Genomic DNA, 18158 nt, shown 5'->3' with positions numbered 1-18158 from the left:
ATGGTGTCTTGTATTTGTTTTGCGATTTTCATCCCTTCCTCTATTCCTGTAGAAGGGGAGATAAGGGCAAACTCTTCTCCCCCATAACGGCAAAAAGTAAAATTAGATTTAATAGTAGTAATCTGATTGTTAATTGCCTGAGCAATCGATTGTAAGCAAGCATCTCCTGTTAGATGACCGTATGTATCATTGTATTTTTTAAAATAATCAATATCAAACATAATTAAAGTAATTGGAGAATGGGTAGAAGAAGAATTTAAACAGTCTTTCACAAGTGTTTCATCAAAATATCTTCGATTTGCTATTCCGGTTAGCCCATCCATATAGGAGAGCCGATTTAGAAGTTCATTGGCCTCTTGTAATTTGTGTTCTGTTAGTTTACGGTCAGTTATATTTCTTGATACAATAATGACCTTTTTGCTGCCTTCTTCCTCAAAATGAACACTTTTCAGAGCAGATTCGATCCAAACATAGTCACCCATCTTTGTACGATAACGATAGGTCGAATTAGCAGCCCCCTCTTCTAAAGCTTTCTCAAACATTTCATTTGTCTGTTCAATATCATCAGGATGAATAAAAATAAACATATTTTTATCTAGCAGTTCGGGATACTCATAATGAATAATTTCTTTAACAGCAGGTGAAATATATTTGTATTCTGCATATTCGTTGTGCATGGTAATCATGTCACTAGAGTATTCAGCAATGAGTCGAAACCGCTCTTCCGTTTCTTTTATTTTCATTAAAGTATGTTTTAATTGATTTTGTGCTTCATAAGAGTTGACTACAAAAACAAAGAAATGATAGGCTAAAAAACCGCCAATGAAAGAAATAAAATAATGCATCGTCAATACATTTTTAAGAATTTGAAGGTCCTCAATTCTGATGATGAAAATTATGGAAACAAAGAACAAACCAATTAAATTCATGATAAAAGCTTTAATGGTTCGTGAAAGGTTAATATTTGAAATTCCCCCGCAGAGTATTCCTGTGAGAAGTGCACCTATGGATCCGAGAATGGATGATTCATTAATTCCAAAAAGAAGAATTCTTCCAGCCGCAATAAGAACCGCAGATAATAAAGCAGGAATCATTCCACCAAAGGAAGCTGCAATAACAATTGCTAAATGGCGTAAATCGGCAATCGTACTTGCATTTATTTGGATACTAAACGCCATTAAAATATTCCCCAAAATTCCAAAACAAAGTCCCCAGTAAAGTTTTGATGATCGGGGAGAGTTAGTGTGTAGTGGCTTATCTTTAAATAACACTCCCATTATAGAGAAGGAAGCAATTAATATTGCGGCATTTGAGACAAAATCTTTTAGCATGGATACTCCCCTGGCATAGTGTATAAAGTTTTTTAGTACTATTTTACAATATTAAAAAATGCATCTTTCCAATTATACTATGAATTAGATATTAATACCAAAGGTAAACAGAAAAGGGGTTTCCCTTTAAAGGGAAACCCAAGTTGTTTTTTATCTTAAGCGGTAACAGGTGTAGGTGCGAAATCTATAGCTGCAAGTCTGGCGTTTTCTTGTCCTTGTGCAAGAATCTCAGGTACCTTTAGTGGATTAATATCAAAACCTTCTGTAATAACTGACTCAGCAACCTCAATCCCTAAGAATCGAAGGGCGATTTTTAAATACCGATCACCGGACTCCAGTGCTTCCATTGGAGTCCCTGTGTACTGACCGCCTCTTGTTTGGAGGTGAATCGCCTTTTTATTCATTAAAAGTCCCTTTGGCCCGTTGGCTGTATGGGCAAACGTTTTTCCTGCGATAAATAAATTATCGATATATGCCTTTAAAATGGCAGGGGAGTTTAAATTCCACATAGGAGAAACAAAGACATAGTAATCATAACTGATAAACTCATTAGCGAGATCATGCATTTTAGTGATTTTTTCTCTTTCAATGTCTAATAGTTGGTCTAAGGTATACCCATAACCAGCTAGTTTTCCTCTGGCTGAAACCAAATCAGCATCCATTTGCGGGAAATCTAAAGAAAACAAATCGACTTTCTTAATAGACACATCTGGGCGTACTCGATGAAAAGACTCAAGAAAAGCTTCCCCAATTTTTAATCCTTTTGATTTCTCGAGCCCTTTTGGATTTGCGGTTATATATAGTAATTTTTCCATAAAATACACGACCCATCTAAATTATTTAAGTCGGGTAGCTAGGCGACGTTTCCATCGCTTCGCCCCCTTAGAACCGCACTTGTGATTTTCACCACATACGGCTCAAGCATGCTTTCATCTTTATCTCAAGTCCTGTTCATCTTTCTTAGTTTCGCCAGTCGCCTTTTATGAGCATTTAACTGCTTTGCGGTAGGTATTGGACCTTTCGCAGAGAAGACTCGGTGATGTTCGATGTGACAGGAAATGTGGACTAGCCACATGTTTTTATAAGAGTCATCTCCGCCTTGAATAACAGGATGTTTGTGATGTACTTCATGTCCTTCGTTTCCATCTAATAAAGACAGACCACATAATGGACATTTATACTTTTGCTTTTTGGCAAGTTTCTGCCTGCTGGCAATGTAATCACTATTAAAAACTTTAATGTCCCGTTGTTTATAGTAATTTCTTAAACTACTATCAAACGGTGAGGATTTGAACCTTATCAATTCATACCTCTGAATTTCTGTCCAACTCATTTTCTTTATCTGAAGATATTTCATCTTCGGATTAGGAGAGGATAGTATCCATTTGTCTAGGCTTTGACCTGTGATATCCTGTCGAAAATATAGTTCATTTCGCCATTTGTATTGTTTGTTAGGGTGCAATTTTTTAAGGAATTTATATGTCTTATTCCATAGATAATTGTCCATTGTTGAGTAAATTTCTTTACTTACAACATGTTTCCAAACATTCGCCTTACCTATTATCACAGGGTTCAGTTTCTTGATTAAGGCGTCTACATTGGTACCTTGTAGCTGTTTGAAAATATCCCTAAAATCACTTTTGGCTTTTTTGATACTTTCGTTGCTAGGTTTCACGATTGTCTTGTAATAGGAAATAGGTTCTTTACGACCCGTTTTTGAATCATACACTCGCTTACGAGTTTCCCATTTTCGAATCGTAAACCCAAGAAAATCGAAGCCATCGGTGATGTTTGTCACCTTTGTTTTATCCTCGGCTAATTTCAACCCTCTCTTTTTCAGATAAGGTTTAAGCCTGTCAAACATGGATAATGCTTCTTCTTTTGATTCGCACAACACCACGAAGTCATCGGCATATCGAACAACGGAGAAAGGAGTTAATACCGTAACCCATTCTTTTGGTTGAGTGTTAGAAGGTTTGTTAACCCTATATTTTACCCCTATTTCATCTTCCATTCCGTGTAGAGCAATATTTGCCAACAGCGGTGATACGATGCCACCTTGCGGTGCTCCTGCATCTGTAATATGAAAAACATTGTTGTCGATATAACCAGCCTTCAACCACTTACCAATCGTGTTTTTATTCGGAAACTGTTCAAGTTGTTCAAGGATGAAATCATGGTTCAGATTGTCAAAACAACCCTTAAAATCTCCTTCGAACACCCACATTTTCCTATTGTTTCGTCCGTTTAGCTTAATGTAGATTGCTGAAATGGCATCGTGAATGCATCTTTTCGGACGGAAACCATAAGAAATGGACTCGAATCGTTGTTCCCATTGTGGTTCTAACGCCAATTTCACGACATTCTGCCACACACGATCTTTAATCGTAGGAATACCCAAAGGACGGAGTTTCCCGTTTTTCTTTGGAATGTACGTCCGTTTGGCAGGTTTTGGGTTATGCAGTGAAAGATGTTGGTCTTTCATTTGGTTAAATAACAACACCCGACCTGTCGGAGAGAGGACTTTATGTCCATCCACACCAGCGGTACGTTTTCCTTGATTGGTCTGTGTTACCCGTTTGATACTTAAGAGTAGTGCAGCTTTCGAACGAGTCAAAAGCCTTTGGAGATTTCTCACTTTTCTGGTTTTACCTTGAGATTCGGCACGGAAGATTCGTTGTTGCAACCTCCTGACATACTTCTCGATTCGATGCCATTCGACATCGCCCCAATCAGCAAGTGGAGGTACAACGGACCGAACTTTAATATTGCATGTTGCGGCATTCATCGCACATTACCTCCTGTTAGTAGTTTGATTGCGTTTCACTTTCTTAACCGTGTAGCACACCAGTGTGAAGTCTGCACCCTTTCAGGTCATGGCATAAACCACTATCCAACGCCTTATTTCCATTCGGCTGGACTTTCTTCCTGTTGGCATTCGCTTTCTCACACATCCTCTGCCCTCTGAAGAGTTAGACCTCCCTTACGTTCGGCTTACCTCCTGTATTAGCGAGGACTTCATAGGGTTTAACAAGTTCAGCATTGATTAGATACGAATATCGTAGGTTTCTTCTTTACACCGCAGGGGTTATGAGTGTAGCGAGTCGCAAGTGAAAGGCGACATTCTCCCTGATAACAGGTATCAATTCCTTTCCTGTTTCTAAATTAACGATGCTTGCAAAGATTCACGGTTTCTCTTAATATCCTCAGTCCTCTCGGCTAAAACGATTCGGACGGTATCTATTAAGAGTCACATTGTTAACCATAGTCACTATCTACTTTCCTTTCGGAGTTAAACAATGACCCTTTTGATATTCTCTCCCTAGCCCCACCGTAGCTTCGGAATTAGCTGGCAGGATACGTTCCCTCATGCAACCTACACATCGATTACTCAATATGCAGTTTTGGGCAGGAGTACCTGTACACTTCAGGCACCTGATTGTTTTTATTGTCTAATTTCAACAAGAATCAGGACTAATCAATAAATTTCAGAGAAATTCATCTGGAAAAGCTGCATCTTGTCGCACTTCACTATATTTATTATAAAAAAAATATCTTTGTTCAATAATGAACATCTGGTGACGTTCTTGAACAATAAGTGTCTGAATTAGTTTTATAGAAGGATGTAGTATTGCTCATTTGATCCCAATTTCTATTTGTTTTCACATAATTAAAAATTCCTAATTTTTTTACTTAAACGCTTACAAAAATCTATTGACTGAGTAAATAGACGGTGATAAGATACAAATATATTAATTAGTTCATCAAACTAACTAATTAATGCGAAATCATATTTTTTTCATCATTAATGAAAAGGGTTACAAGGTATTGAATATTCAAACACTACAAGGAGTTAACAGCAATTATTCTTGGCAAATCTTCAAAATCATACAGAAAATGGGGGAGTAAATTATGGGTCAGCCTGCAAACAAAACAGCAGTTGAACAAACAACTGCAAATGGGTTCAGAAAATTTGGAATGAAAGATAAACTAGGTTACATGTTTGGTGATTGGGGAAATGATTTCTTCTTTATTCTAGTAGCAGCATTCTTAATGGTCTTCTATACTGATGTTTATCATTTGAATCCGGCTGCCGTCGGTGGGTTATTCTTTGCCGCACGCTTGTGGGATGCATTTGCTGACGTTTCATGGGGCCGCTTCATCGATACTAGAAAAGCAACTAAACATGGAAAATTCAAGCCTTGGATTTTAAGGATGTCTTTCCCACTTGTTATTACAGGAATTTTAATGTTTGTTCACATACCAGGAATGTCTGATGGTTTCTACCTTGCTTATGCTTATGTAACTTATATTTTATGGGGAACATTATACTCTACTGTTAATATTCCTTACGGTTCAATGGCATCTGTAATTACAAGTGACCCTGTTGAACGTACTGCCTTGTCAAGCTGGAGAACAATGGGTGGTAACTTGGCAGGTTTGATCATTAACGTTGTGGGACCAATGATTTTGTTTGTCGACAATAAAGCAGATGCTAATCGTTTCTTACTTGGTGCAATTATATTTGGTGTTCTTGCAATTGCTTGTTATCTAGCTTGCTATAAGTTATCAATTGAACGTATTAAATTAGATGCAACAGATAAACCAAACGTTAATTTTGGCCAAACTGTAAAGGGGCTTGGTAAAAATAAACCATTAATGTGGTTCCTTCTTGCATCTTTATTATATTTGGTCGTGTTTATGTTAATTGGTACTGTAAACGTTTATCTATTTAAGGATTACTTCGCAAATGCTAAGGCATTAAGTATGGTTGGACTTCTTCAATCTATTGCCATATTTGTAGCTATGCCATTTATTAAACCATTAGTTACGAAATTTGGTAAAAAAGAAGTGGCTTCTAGTGGTTTATTACTTGCTGCTATTGTATACGGAGTTCTATATTTACTTCCTAACTTAACAGCAACACAATTTATCGGAATTTTAACCGTTGGAATGTTGGGTTATGGTATTTTCAACCTTGTCATTTGGGCTTTCGTTACTGACGTTATTGATTATCATGAGTATTTAACTGGTTTACGTGAAGATGGAACCGTTTACTCGATCTATTCTATGGCACGTAAAGTTGGTCAAGCAGTTGCTGGCGGCGTTGGTGGGGCAGCAATCGCAGCAGTCGGTTATAATGCAAATCTTAAAGCACAGACAGCTGATACGCTTCAAGGAATTCATACACTTGGAACTCTAGTACCTGCAATCACTCTTGCTGTTGTGTTCCTAATCATTGTATTTTGTTATCCATTAAACAAAAAGCGTACAGCGCAACTTACTATTGATTTAGCTGAAAGAAGAAATTCAAAATAAAAACTAAATAATATTTAAAGAAAAAAGGTAGCAAAGACTGTTTGCTGCCTTTTTCTAATTAAAAAAATCCTTTTGCATTTTGCTAAGGGTTTAATCGTTATTATGCAGAAAACCGTAAGTCGCTTACGACCTATTATCAAACTACTTTCATTTCCAAAAACAGAAAACATTAATACAAACAACTGCAATCAAAATTATTGACGAATAACAAATATGGATGATATTCTAATTGTATAATTGTTAGTTTAATAAACAAATTAATTTTTAAAGCGGTATACATTCTCTAGAAGTCATGCCTTTATTGTAAGTAATTTAGTAAGGGGTTACACAAAATAGTATTGGGAGGGTAAAGAAATGGTTCGAGCTTTGCAAGAGAAAGCAGAAACCCCACAATCAGGTGGGTTAACAGAACGTCCATTTGGTATTAAAGATAAATTAGGTTACTTGTTTGGTGATTTTGGAAACGATTTCTTCTTTACTTTAGCCGCCGCTTTCTTGATGGTCTTCTATACGGATATTTTCCATATTAATCCAGCACATGTCGGAATTTTATTTGCAGTCGCACGTCTTTGGGATGCATTTGCTGATGTAACATGGGGTCGTTTCATTGATACGAGAAAGGCAACTGCTCAAGGGAAATTTAGACCTTGGATTTTAAGAATGTCATTACCACTTGTAATCATGGGGATATTGATGTTCGTAAAGATACCTGGTATGTCTCATGGGTTTTACCTTGCTTATGCCTATGTAACTTATATTTTGTGGGGAACATTATACTCTACTGTTAATATTCCTTATGGCTCCATGGCTTCAGTGATCACAGGCGATCCTGTGGAACGTACTTCACTATCAAGCTGGAGAACTTTAGGTGGTCAATTGGCAGGTTTAATTATTAACGTAGTTGGACCAATTATTTTATTCATTAATAATAAACCGGATGCAACTCGCTTCATTATCGCAGCATTAATTTTCGGTGGACTTGCAATTGCTTGTTACATGGCTTGTTATAAATTATCTGTTGAACGAATCGTCATGGATGAAACAAATAAAGAAAAAGTGAATTTTGGCCAAACTATGAAGGGGCTTACTAAAAACAAACCATTAATGGTGTTCCTTGTAGCTGCTTTGGCATTCATGATTGTCTTCATGTTAATTGGTACGGTAAACGTATATCTATTTAAGGATTATTTTGCAAACGCTAAAGCATTAAGTATGGTTGGTCTTCTTCAAGCTGTTGCAGTATTTGTAGCAATGCCATTGATTCAACCATTGGTTAAGAAATTTGGGAAAAAAGAAGTGGCTTCTGGCGGCTTATTAATCGCAACACTTGTATATGCGGTACTATATTTCCTTCCAAATTTAACAGCAACACAATTTATCGGAATATTAACAGTTGCTATGTTTGGTTATGGTATTTTTAACCTTGTTGTTTGGGCGTTTGTTACAGATGTAATCGATTATCACGAGTATTTAACAGGTCTCAGAGAAGATGGTACCGTTTACTCAATATACTCAATGGCACGTAAAATCGGTCAAGCGGTTGCTGGTGGTATTGGTGGTGCAGCGATTGCAGCAGTTGGTTACCATGCTGGTACCGAAGCACAATCAGTTGAAACGCTACAAGGAATTCATACACTTGCAACTTTAGTACCTGCACTTACACTTGGTGCTGTATTCCTAATCATTGTTTTCCTATACCCATTAAACAAAAAGCGTACCGTACAACTTTCAGCTGATTTAGCTAAAAAAAGAAAAAGCATGAAATAATACAAAAAAACTAGAAAGAAGATAGCTAAGATCGTTTAAAGAGTGCTTAATAAATATATATGCCCCTTTTAGCAATCGCTAAAAGGGGCTTTCACAATGAAAAGGAGGCAATCACAAAATTACATGATTGCGTTTTCAAATTTGTTGGTTTTAAAATCAAAGGATAAGTTTAACATCGGGACATCCAAAAATTGTTTTATTGCAAGTGCACATGCCCCAAGGACGCAAGATTTATTTCCAATTGATGAAATCATCAATTCACGGTAATGGCTGATGGAAGAATTCAGATTCTTGCTAATTTTTTCGAGGGAATCTGGGTACATACGCAACAGTTCACTATCAAGCACCAGCACATCGGGGTTATACATGTTTATCATATTATTCAATCCTATTGATAGGTAGAAAATGAATTGCTGCATCAAATCATGTACTTCCTCATCGCCTTCATCTAGCCACTTTTGAATATGTTCGTAAGTCAAATTATTGATTTTCCTTTTTTCGGATAGGTATTCAAATATACTGGATTCGGAGGCATATTTTTCCCAGCACCCTTTATTTCCACAATTGCAAGGTTTACCTTCTGGCACTACAATCATATGACCAATTTCGCCAGCATAACCTTCATGCCCTCGGAAAAAATCATCATTCATCATCATGCCAAGACCGATCCCCGAATATAGAGTAGCACATAGAAGATTGTCTGTTTCATGATGTACATAAACCCGCTCTGCAAAAGAACTTAGATTTGCATTGTTTTCAAGATGAATAGGTATATCGAATTCTGTTTCTAAATCACCTTTTAGGTGGATATTGTGCCAATTTAGCTTTGGAATATAGTGAATGACTTCATCCTTTGCAACCAAGCCATGGATTGCAATGACAATTCCGACAATGCCATAACGACTGTCAATAAAATTAGCTTTGTATTTTTTAATTTGGTCAACTAAAAGATGAAATATCTCTGTATAATCTACAGAACTAACTTTAATAATATTAGATGAAACAGGACAGCCAAGAAGGTCTGTTAACGTAAATGATATTTGACCATAATCAAGATCAATACCAAGTGCATAGCCAGCTTGTCCATTTAATGAGAGCATAATCGGCTTTCTTCCAACCGAATAATGCTCAAGTTGAGTCTCGATAATAAGTCCTTCTTCCAATAGATCTGCAACCTGAGCTGATATTGTAGCTCTCGTCAAGTTAGTGGCTTTGGATAAATCTGCTCTTGAAATCATTCCTTCTTTTACAATTTCTCTGATGATTAAAGATCGATTTATTTTCTTAATATATGCTGCATCACCGGTAACCATATATATCCTCCATTTTCGGGAATTTCAAAGTGTATATTACTATTATATCAGTTATTTTATTAAATAGGTTTATTATTACTAAATAGTTAATTGACTAAACATATTAATCGTGATAAATTATTCATGTAGTTAATTTGTTTAATAAACAAATTAAAGTAATTGGATTAAAACGAATAATTATATATTTCTGTAAGGGTTTACAGATTATGCAAGAACAGTTTGAATTTCTAATAAAGGAGAGAGATACTAGATGAAAAAATTTATGGATCAACATTTTTTACTTAATACAGAAACCGCGATTAAACTGTATGAAAATGCGGCAGCATCTTCACCAATTTTTGATTTCCATTGTCACTTAGACCCAAAGGAAGTTTGGGAAAACAAGTCATATGAAAATATTACACAAATCTGGCTTGGGGGAGACCATTACAAGTGGAGAACGATGCGCATTAATGGTGTTGGTGAACGTTATATAACAGGTGATGCTAGTGATTGGGAAAAATTTGAGAAGTGGGCAGAGACGGTTCCTCATTTACTTGGAAATCCTGTTTATCATTGGACACACTTAGAATTAAAAATGTTTTTCGGAATTGATAAGGTATTAAGTCCAGAAACAGCTCGTGAAATTTGGGATGAATGTAATGAAAAATTACAGACATCAGAATTCACTGCGAGGGCTTTAATTGAGAGGTCAAATGTAAAGTTTATCGGAACGACTGATGATCCAATCTCAACACTAGAATACCATCAATTATTGAAAAATGATGAAACCTTTCAAACAATTATTGCTCCAACTTTCCGTCCTGATGGTGCGATGTTTATTGAACGCCCTACTTTCACAAGCTGGATTGAAAAATTGGCGGATGTTTCCGGGATAAAAACCGATTCCTTAGATGGATTTTTAACAGCTTTGAAACAAAGAGTCGAGTATTTTCATGAAAATGGAGGCCGTGCCTCTGATCATGACATTCAAAAGATGGAATATGTAGAAACAAGCAAACAAGAAGTTGAAGCGATCTTCAATAAACGTCTAAGCGGTGAACAGCTTACACATGATGAATTGATTGCCTATCGTATTTTCCTTTTAAAAGAACTTGGAAAAATGTATGCTGAAAAGCAGTGGGTTATGCAGCTTCACATGGGAGCAATGCGAAACAATAACACAAGAATGAAAGAATTGCTTGGAACAGATGTTGGATTTGATTCAGTTGGAGAAGCTAATATGACTGAAGGCTTGTCGAGATTCCTTGATTCTTTAGATCAAGAAAACGCACTGCCAAGAACAGTTTTATTTAACTTGAACCAAAAAGATAACGTAACATTAGCTGGTATGATGGGGAACTTCTATGAAGAAGGTGTTCCAGGTAAGGTTCAATTAGGTTCAGGATGGTGGTTTGTTGATCATATTGATGGTATGGAGAGGCAAATGAAGGATTATGCAAATGTTGGATTACTCAGCCACTTTATCGGTATGCTAACAGACTCGCGCAGCTTCTTATCTTATGCCCGTCACGATTACTTCCGCCGAATACTGTGTAATATCCTTGGCGATTGGGTGGAAAAAGGGTCGGTACCAAATGACATGAAGCACATGGAGCAAATGGTAAGGAATATTTGCTATGATAATGCCGAAAAATATTTTTTAAGACGCTAAAAAAGCACTTTTTAATTGTATTGATGAAAGAAATATGGTTATCTAAATAGTATTAAAATAGAAAGAGGGATAGTATGTCAAAACAACAAATTGGTGTAGTTGGTTTAGCCGTTATGGGTAAGAATCTTGCCCTAAATATTGAAAGCCGCGGTTATTCTGTCGCTGTTTTTAATCGTTCTTATGAAAAAACAGAAGAATTCTTAAAGAATGAAGCAGAAGGAAAAAACTTTGTAGGTGCACGTACTGTTGAAGAATTCGTAAATTCTTTAGAAAAGCCTCGCAAAATTTTATTAATGGTTAAAGCTGGTACTGCTACAGATGCTACAATTGACTCCTTAAAGCCATTTCTTGAAGAAGGCGATATCCTAATTGATGGTGGGAATACATTCTTCCAAGATACAATTAGACGTAATAAGGAACTAGAGACAGCAGGGTTCCATTTCATCGGAACTGGCGTTTCAGGTGGAGAAGAAGGCGCATTAAAAGGTCCTTCTATCATGCCAGGCGGTAAAGAAGAAGCTTATAACCTTGTTAAACCAATTTTAGAAGCCATTTCTGCAAAAGTAGGGGGCGATCCTTGCTGTACGTATATTGGTCCCAATGGTGCTGGTCACTATGTGAAAATGGTTCATAACGGAATTGAATATGGTGATATGCAGTTAATCTGTGAAGCTTATTTTATTTTGAAAAATGTCCTTGGTTTAGATGCAAACGAGCTTCACGAGGTCTTTGCTGAATGGAATAAAGGCGAATTAGACAGCTATTTGATTGAAATTACGGCTGATATCTTTACAAAAGTGGATGAAGAAACTGGTAAACCAATGGTAGATTTAATTCTCGATACAGCAGGTCAAAAGGGTACTGGTAAATGGACAAGCCAAAATGCTTTAGACTTAGGTGTTCCACTTCCAATTATCACTGAATCTGTATTTGCCCGCTTTATTTCAGCAATGAAGGATGAGCGTGTAAAGGCAAGTCAGGTTCTTAATGGACCGGAAGTTAAAGGCTTTGATGGCAGTAAAGAGGAATTAATCGAAGCAGTTCGTAAGGCATTATATATGAGTAAAATTGTTTCTTATGCACAAGGTTTTGCACAAATGCGTGCTGCATCAGAAGAATACGAATGGAATCTTCGTTACGGAGATATCGCTATGATTTTCCGCGGCGGCTGTATCATTCGTGCGCAATTCTTACAAAAAATAAAAGATGCGTATGATCGTGATCCTGAATTAAGAAACTTATTACTAGATCCTTATTTTAAAGAAATCGTTGAGAATTATCAGCAGCCATTACGCCAAGTTCTTGCTGTGGCAATTGAACGTGGAATCCCTGTTCCATCCTTTGCGAGCGCAATTGCGTATTATGACAGCTACCGTACAGAAACACTTCCAGCGAATTTGTTGCAAGCGCAACGTGACTACTTTGGTGCTCACACTTATCAACGTGTAGATAAAGAAGGAGTTTTCCATACAAACTGGATGGAATAAGAAGTTTGGAATTGTATAGTATGATGTATTTTTCCTTTTACAGAGACAAAACTAGCATTAAAGCTGGGATTGTCTCTTTTTTTGTTATTAATTGACTGAGACTTCTAATCTCAGAGCAATATCAGTCAAAAATTATACGAATTTGGGCATTTTTAGAGAATGTTTTTTGAGTCAGTTTGCAATAAAATAAAAGTATGTTCAGTAAACGAACTAATTTTGTTAGCGCTTACCTGAAAGGCGTGAGAGTAATGGATAAGGGGAATTCCTCTTCTAATAAAATAAAAGTTACAGAGGATTGGATTAGCGCCTTCTACCGTATGCAGGGAGTAGAGTCCTATATTTTTAATTTTCACTCACACCAAGAATATGAAATATATTTTTTTCATTCAGGTGATTGTAAGTATTTAATCAACAATCGGATTTATGAATTACAGCCTGGTGATATTATACTTTTGGATGGAATGACCCTGCATAAAGCGAACCCGCAGATGGGGAGTACCTATACTCGAAGCATGCTTCATTTTTCTCCAATCTGGCTCCAGGAGATATTGCCTGTGCTGGGATTGCCCAATTTATTGGATCCGTTTCAAAAGCTTAACAATTATTTGATTCGAACGGGGTATGATGAATCAGGACTTTTTGTTGATGGACAGATCAAACAGATAGCAAGCTCACTGTCCCAATTGGATGAAGAGATGCAGCGAACAGGGAAAAGGAACGAATTGTTAGAAGCAGAAGTGAAGCTTGAGTTAATTCAATTGCTGCTTAGGATTTATAAAATGAGTCAAAATGAATTGGCCCATGTGACAAGTAGAAAGTCTGAAAAAGAACACCATGCAGAGGAAATTGCCTCTTGGATCAATGATCACTATAGCGAAAAAATTAGTTTGGACCGATTGGCAGGGGAGTTGAATCTAAGTAAGTATTATACTTCCCATGTTTTTAAGGAAGTCACTGGTTTTACTGTGATGGAATATGTGATGGGCTGCCGGCTAAATCAAGTGAAATATTTATTGGAAATAGAACCTGATCTAACGTTAACAGAGGTATCACAGGCCACGGGATTCGAGAGTGTCGCTCATTTCAGCCGGTATTTTAAAGAGAAGGTGGGCATGACACCTTCAAGTTATCGGAAAACAAAAATCAGTAGAACCATTCCTGTTAAAAAGGAGGACAAAACATAAATGAATAAAGACTTAATGATTTCAGGATTTTCAGATGAAATATCATCTGATTTTAATACCCAGCTTGAGGTTGTATCAAATTTAGATATGAAATATATTTCGTTACGCGGTATTGATGGGAAAAATATTGGTGATTTTACTGTCGATGAAATCAAAGAAAAAGTACTGCCAAGGCTGCAAAAAGCAGGAATTGGTGTTTCTTCCATCGGCTCACCGATCGGTAAAATATTCATTAATGATGAAGAAGGCTTTGCTATACAAAGGCTTATGTTAGACAAGCTTTGCCAAATTAGCAACTTGCTCGATTGCCAATATATGCGAATCTTTAGCTTCTATATTCCTAAGGGTGAGGATGCAGACCAATATCGTAGTCAAGTTGTAAGTAAGCTTAAGGAATTTGCTGCCATTGCAGAAAAATACAATGTGATTTTACTGCATGAAAATGAAAAGGATATCTTTGGTGATATCGGAAGACGCTGTCATGAGATCTTAACAGAAGTAGGTTCTCCTTACTTTAAAGGGATTTTCGACTTCGCTAATTTCGTACAATGCGGTGAGGACACTCAAGAGTGTTACAATCTCTTAAAAGATGAGATTGTTTATATACACATAAAGGATGCTGTAACATCGGATAGCCAAAATGTTGTCTGTGGAACTGGCGAAGGAAAAATACCGCAAATTTTAGCTCAGTTTATTAAGAGGGGCTACAAAGGCTTTTTAACTCTTGAGCCACATCTCGTTCTCTTTGATTCTTTAAAGGATTTAGAACTAGAGGATGCAACCGAGATCATTAAGGACAACAAAGGGCTGGATGGTGCCGGCGGCTACAAGCTTCAATATGAAGCACTTTTAGACATTCTTAAAAAAATTGAAAGCGAGGGAATTTAATTATGGCAGATGTAAGATTAGGGATTATTGGATTAGGTGCAGAAGGTGGTATGTACGCTAATTTCATTTCTGAAGGAAAAGTTAAAAACATGGTGATTGGTGCGATTTGTGATAATGATCCTGCTAAAAAACAAGTAGCAGAAGAGAAGTATCCTGGTGTTCCTTTCTACGATAATTATATCGATATGCTTGAAAGTGGTAATGTTGATGCAGTTGTTACAACTGTTCCGCATTATCTCCATCCTGAAATGGGAATCGAATCACTAAAAAGAAACATTCATGCATTAGTGGAAAAACCAGCTGGTGTCTATACAAAACAAGTAAAAGAGTTAAACGACTTTGCAGCAACAAAGCCTGAACTTAAGTTTGCCATCTTCTTTAACCAGCGTACAAATCCACTTTATAAAAAGGTGAAAGAACTTATTGATAATGGTGAGATTGGCAGCATCCGCAATACCAACTGGATTATTACTACCTGGTGGAGACCTCAAGGGTACTACAATCAAAGTGAATGGAGAGCAACTTGGGGCGGAGAAGGCGGCGGTGTCCTTGTAAACCAAGCGCCACACCAAATTGACTTGCTTCAATGGATGTGCGGCATGCCGAAAAAGGTTTATGCAAAATTAAACTATGGCTATCAAAGAGATATAGTGGTTGAGGACGATGTGACTGCAGTATTTGATTATGGAAATGGTGCTACTGGTGTATTCGTCACTCGTACACACGATGTAATGGGAACTGACCGTTTAGAAATCCTAGGTGATAAAGGAAAAATCGTGGTAGACGATAGTAAGAAAGTTACCATCAAGCGCCTGAAACAATCTGAGAATGAAATGAGTAATTCCATGGATATGTCAGATGTTATGAAGCTGTTTATGGGCGGCGGTGCAGGTGATATTTTCACTGAGGAAGTACTTGATTTTGGTAATGTTTGGGGCGAACAGCACATTGCTGTATTAGAAGACTTTGCTTCTGCAATTGTAGAAGGTACCCCATTATTAGCTCCTGGCAGCGATGGAATTAATGGTGTTAGACTTGCAAACGCGATGCACCTTTCAAGCTGGTTAGGAAAAGAAATTGAAGTACCATTTGACGAGGATTTATTCCTAGAAGAATTAAATAAACGGATTGCTGAAGAAGGTAAATATCCGGTTAGAAAGTAATCAATCACATGAAACGAACTCGGGCGCTAATGCAATCCCGAGTTCGTTTCAAAAAAGGGGTGGAGCAAATGTTAAAAGTAGCAGTAATAGGACTTGGAGATATTTCAAAAATTCATATTCCAGCTATACAAGCTAACCCGAATGCTAAGTTAGTAGCAATATGTGATCTTGATGAATCATTAAAAGACACCATACCAGGGGTAAACTTTTATACGGATTATAACGAGATGCTTGAAAAAGAAAACCTTGATGTTGTCCATAATTGTCTGCCTCACTATCTACATTATCCTGTAACAAGAGATTGTGTAGAAGCGGGAGTTCATGTTTTTCAAGAAAAGCCGTTGGGCTTGAACACTGAGGAAGGACAGGCACTTGTAAAACTAGAGGAAGACCATAGTGATGTTAAAATCGGTGTCTGTTTACAAAACCGTTATAATGAGTCGTTTGAAATGCTTATGGAGATTGTCAAAGGCGGAGAATATGGCAAGGTTACAGGAGTTAAAGGGTTGGTGGCTTGGTATAGACCAAAAGCTTATTATGATGTGAAACCTTGGCGTGGAAAAATGGCGTATGCCGGGGGCGGTTCTATGATCAATCAATCCCTCCATACACTGGATTTAATCCAGCTAGTAGGCGGAAAAATAGAATCAATAAGAGGTTCAGTGGACCAATTATTGGATTATGGGATTGAAGTGGAAGATACTGCTTCCGCACATATACTCTTCGAAAATGGTGCAAGAGGATTATTTTTTTCAACCAATGCCAATCCAGAGAACTCCAGTGTAGAGCTTGAAGTATATCTTGAAAAGGGTAAATTCATCATTAAAGACAGCATTCTCACAAGAATAAATGAAGAGGGGAAAAAGGAAGAATTGGTAGAAGATGCTAAGCTGCCTGGCTCAAAATTCTATTATGGTGCCAGCCATGCAAAAACAATCAATCAATTCTATAACTGTATTTTACAGGGCACTCATGATTATGTTCATGCAAAGGATGCGGTCGTATCTATTCAAATGATTGATGCCATCCGACTTTCTTCAGAGATAAAACAAAGTATTAAGATGGAGGGGTAGCAAATGAAAAAAGGGAAAATCGGCGTTCAAATGATGATGCTTAAAGGTAAAGTTGAAGAGCTAGGTGCCTATGAAACAATGAGAAAAGTAAGTGAGCTTGGCTATCACGCAGTTGAAGTTTCTCAAATCCCAATGACTCCAGAGAACGTAGCGGAGATAAAAAGGGCAAGTGAAGATTTTGATATTAAGATTGCGGCTCTTTCTGCTGCAGTAGAGCCAATGCTACCTGGAATGCCTGGTGAGACATTGACAAGTGACTTTGAAAAAATTGTGAATGATTGCAAAACACTTGATTGTAATTATTTGCGAATTGGCATGATGCCGTTAATGGCCATGGGAAATAAAGATAAAATTATGGAGTTTATTGCCAAAGCTGAAGAGATGGCTCACAAATTAGCAGAACATGGAATTGAATTGTATTACCATACACACCACTTAGAATTCCAAAAATTTGATGGTGAATATTTATTGGATATTATTAAAAAGAACACCACCAAACTTGGATTTGAATTGGATGTTCACTGGATTCAAAGAGCAGGCGTAAATCCTGTGGAATTTGTTAAAGAATATACTGGCCGAATTTCACTCTTACACTTGAAGGATTATCGAATTGGTCAAATGGATTTAAGCGATGTTGACTTTAAAGACATGGCTAAATTCTTTAACATATTCACGAATACAATTGAATTTGCGGAACTTGGGGAAGGAAATCTTGATATCAAGGCGATTATGGAAGCCGGTCTTGAAAGCGGTGCACAATATTTCTTGGTAGAACAAGATGATACCTATGGCCGAGATCCATTCGAATGCCTAGAAATTTCAGCAAAACATTTGAGAAAATTAGGATTTAGTGAATGGTTTTAATTAAAATTGGTGTCAGGCACTAGGGTGGTGTCAGGCACCAATAGAACTACGGAGGCAGGGGGAATGGTGTCAGGCACCAATAGTACTGCGCAGCCGGTGTTAATGGTGTCAGGCA

Annotated in this window: 13 protein-coding genes; 9 read left to right on the top strand and 4 right to left on the bottom strand. The window is 37.2% G+C overall.

Features of this window, described 5'->3' with window-relative positions; genetic code table 11:
- The 3 genes from V7659_RS05475 to ltrA all read right to left on the bottom strand — a co-directional run.
- A partial coding sequence (locus V7659_RS05475; RefSeq protein WP_335538646.1) for a diguanylate cyclase domain-containing protein occupies window positions 1-1277 on the bottom strand: 1277 nt, incomplete at its 3' end.
- A gap of 209 nt (window positions 1278-1486) precedes the next feature.
- On the bottom strand, window positions 1487-2146 hold the full coding sequence (locus V7659_RS05470; protein ID WP_335538644.1) for an FMN-dependent NADH-azoreductase: 660 nt from the start codon (window positions 2144-2146) through the stop codon (window positions 1487-1489).
- Window positions 2147-2271: 125 nt separating this feature from the next.
- Window positions 2272-4119, bottom strand: a complete 1848-nt coding sequence (gene ltrA / locus V7659_RS05465) for a group II intron reverse transcriptase/maturase (RefSeq protein WP_335538642.1) — start codon at window positions 4117-4119, stop codon at window positions 2272-2274.
- Window positions 4120-5243: 1124 nt separating this feature from the next.
- On the opposite strand from ltrA, the gene V7659_RS05460 reads away from it, so the two are divergent.
- Window positions 5244-6650 (top strand): MFS transporter, encoded by a 1407-nt coding sequence (locus tag V7659_RS05460; protein WP_335538640.1) that lies wholly within the window; start codon window positions 5244-5246, stop codon window positions 6648-6650.
- Window positions 6651-7004: 354 nt separating this feature from the next.
- Entirely contained in the window at window positions 7005-8417 is a 1413-nt protein-coding gene (locus V7659_RS05455) for an MFS transporter (protein WP_335538638.1), read from the top strand.
- A 119-nt stretch (window positions 8418-8536) separates the two neighbouring features.
- Here V7659_RS05455 and V7659_RS05450 read toward each other — a convergent pair whose 3' ends face one another.
- On the bottom strand, window positions 8537-9730 hold the full coding sequence (locus V7659_RS05450) for an ROK family transcriptional regulator (RefSeq protein ID WP_335538636.1): 1194 nt from the start codon (window positions 9728-9730) through the stop codon (window positions 8537-8539).
- A gap of 250 nt (window positions 9731-9980) precedes the next feature.
- On the opposite strand from V7659_RS05450, the gene uxaC reads away from it, so the two are divergent.
- The 7 genes from uxaC to V7659_RS05415 all read left to right on the top strand — a co-directional run bounded on the left by uxaC (window position 9981) and on the right by V7659_RS05415 (window position 18043).
- Window positions 9981-11384, top strand: a complete 1404-nt coding sequence (gene uxaC / locus V7659_RS05445; protein ID WP_335538635.1) for a glucuronate isomerase — start codon at window positions 9981-9983, stop codon at window positions 11382-11384.
- Window positions 11385-11458: 74 nt separating this feature from the next.
- A complete protein-coding gene (gene gndA, locus V7659_RS05440) occupies window positions 11459-12871 on the top strand; it encodes an NADP-dependent phosphogluconate dehydrogenase (RefSeq protein WP_335452960.1) in 1413 nt (470 codons plus the stop codon).
- A 248-nt stretch (window positions 12872-13119) separates the two neighbouring features.
- Window positions 13120-14055, top strand: coding sequence for an AraC family transcriptional regulator (locus V7659_RS05435; protein WP_335452963.1), 936 nt, complete (start codon window positions 13120-13122; stop codon window positions 14053-14055).
- A complete protein-coding gene (locus V7659_RS05430) occupies window positions 14056-14943 on the top strand; it encodes a sugar phosphate isomerase/epimerase family protein (RefSeq protein ID WP_335452966.1) in 888 nt (295 codons plus the stop codon).
- Between the two features lie 2 nt (window positions 14944-14945).
- A complete protein-coding gene (locus tag V7659_RS05425) occupies window positions 14946-16106 on the top strand; it encodes a Gfo/Idh/MocA family protein (RefSeq protein WP_335452969.1) in 1161 nt (386 codons plus the stop codon).
- 68 nt (window positions 16107-16174) lie between these two features.
- The gene (locus tag V7659_RS05420; RefSeq protein ID WP_335452972.1) at window positions 16175-17179 is read left to right on the top strand and encodes a Gfo/Idh/MocA family protein; all 1005 of its coding nucleotides are present in this window, start codon (window positions 16175-16177) and stop codon (window positions 17177-17179) included.
- 3 nt (window positions 17180-17182) lie between these two features.
- Window positions 17183-18043 (top strand): sugar phosphate isomerase/epimerase family protein, encoded by an 861-nt coding sequence (locus V7659_RS05415; protein ID WP_335452975.1) that lies wholly within the window; start codon window positions 17183-17185, stop codon window positions 18041-18043.
- Window positions 18044-18158: the final 115 nt, after the last annotated feature.

Origin of the sequence: Neobacillus drentensis, assembly GCF_036966985.1 — a bacterium.
Taxonomy (GTDB): domain Bacteria; phylum Bacillota; class Bacilli; order Bacillales; family Cytobacillaceae; genus Neobacillus; species Neobacillus drentensis_E.
The sequence above is the reverse complement of the archived record's forward strand: the minus strand, read 5'-3'. Positions and strand labels throughout refer to the sequence as shown.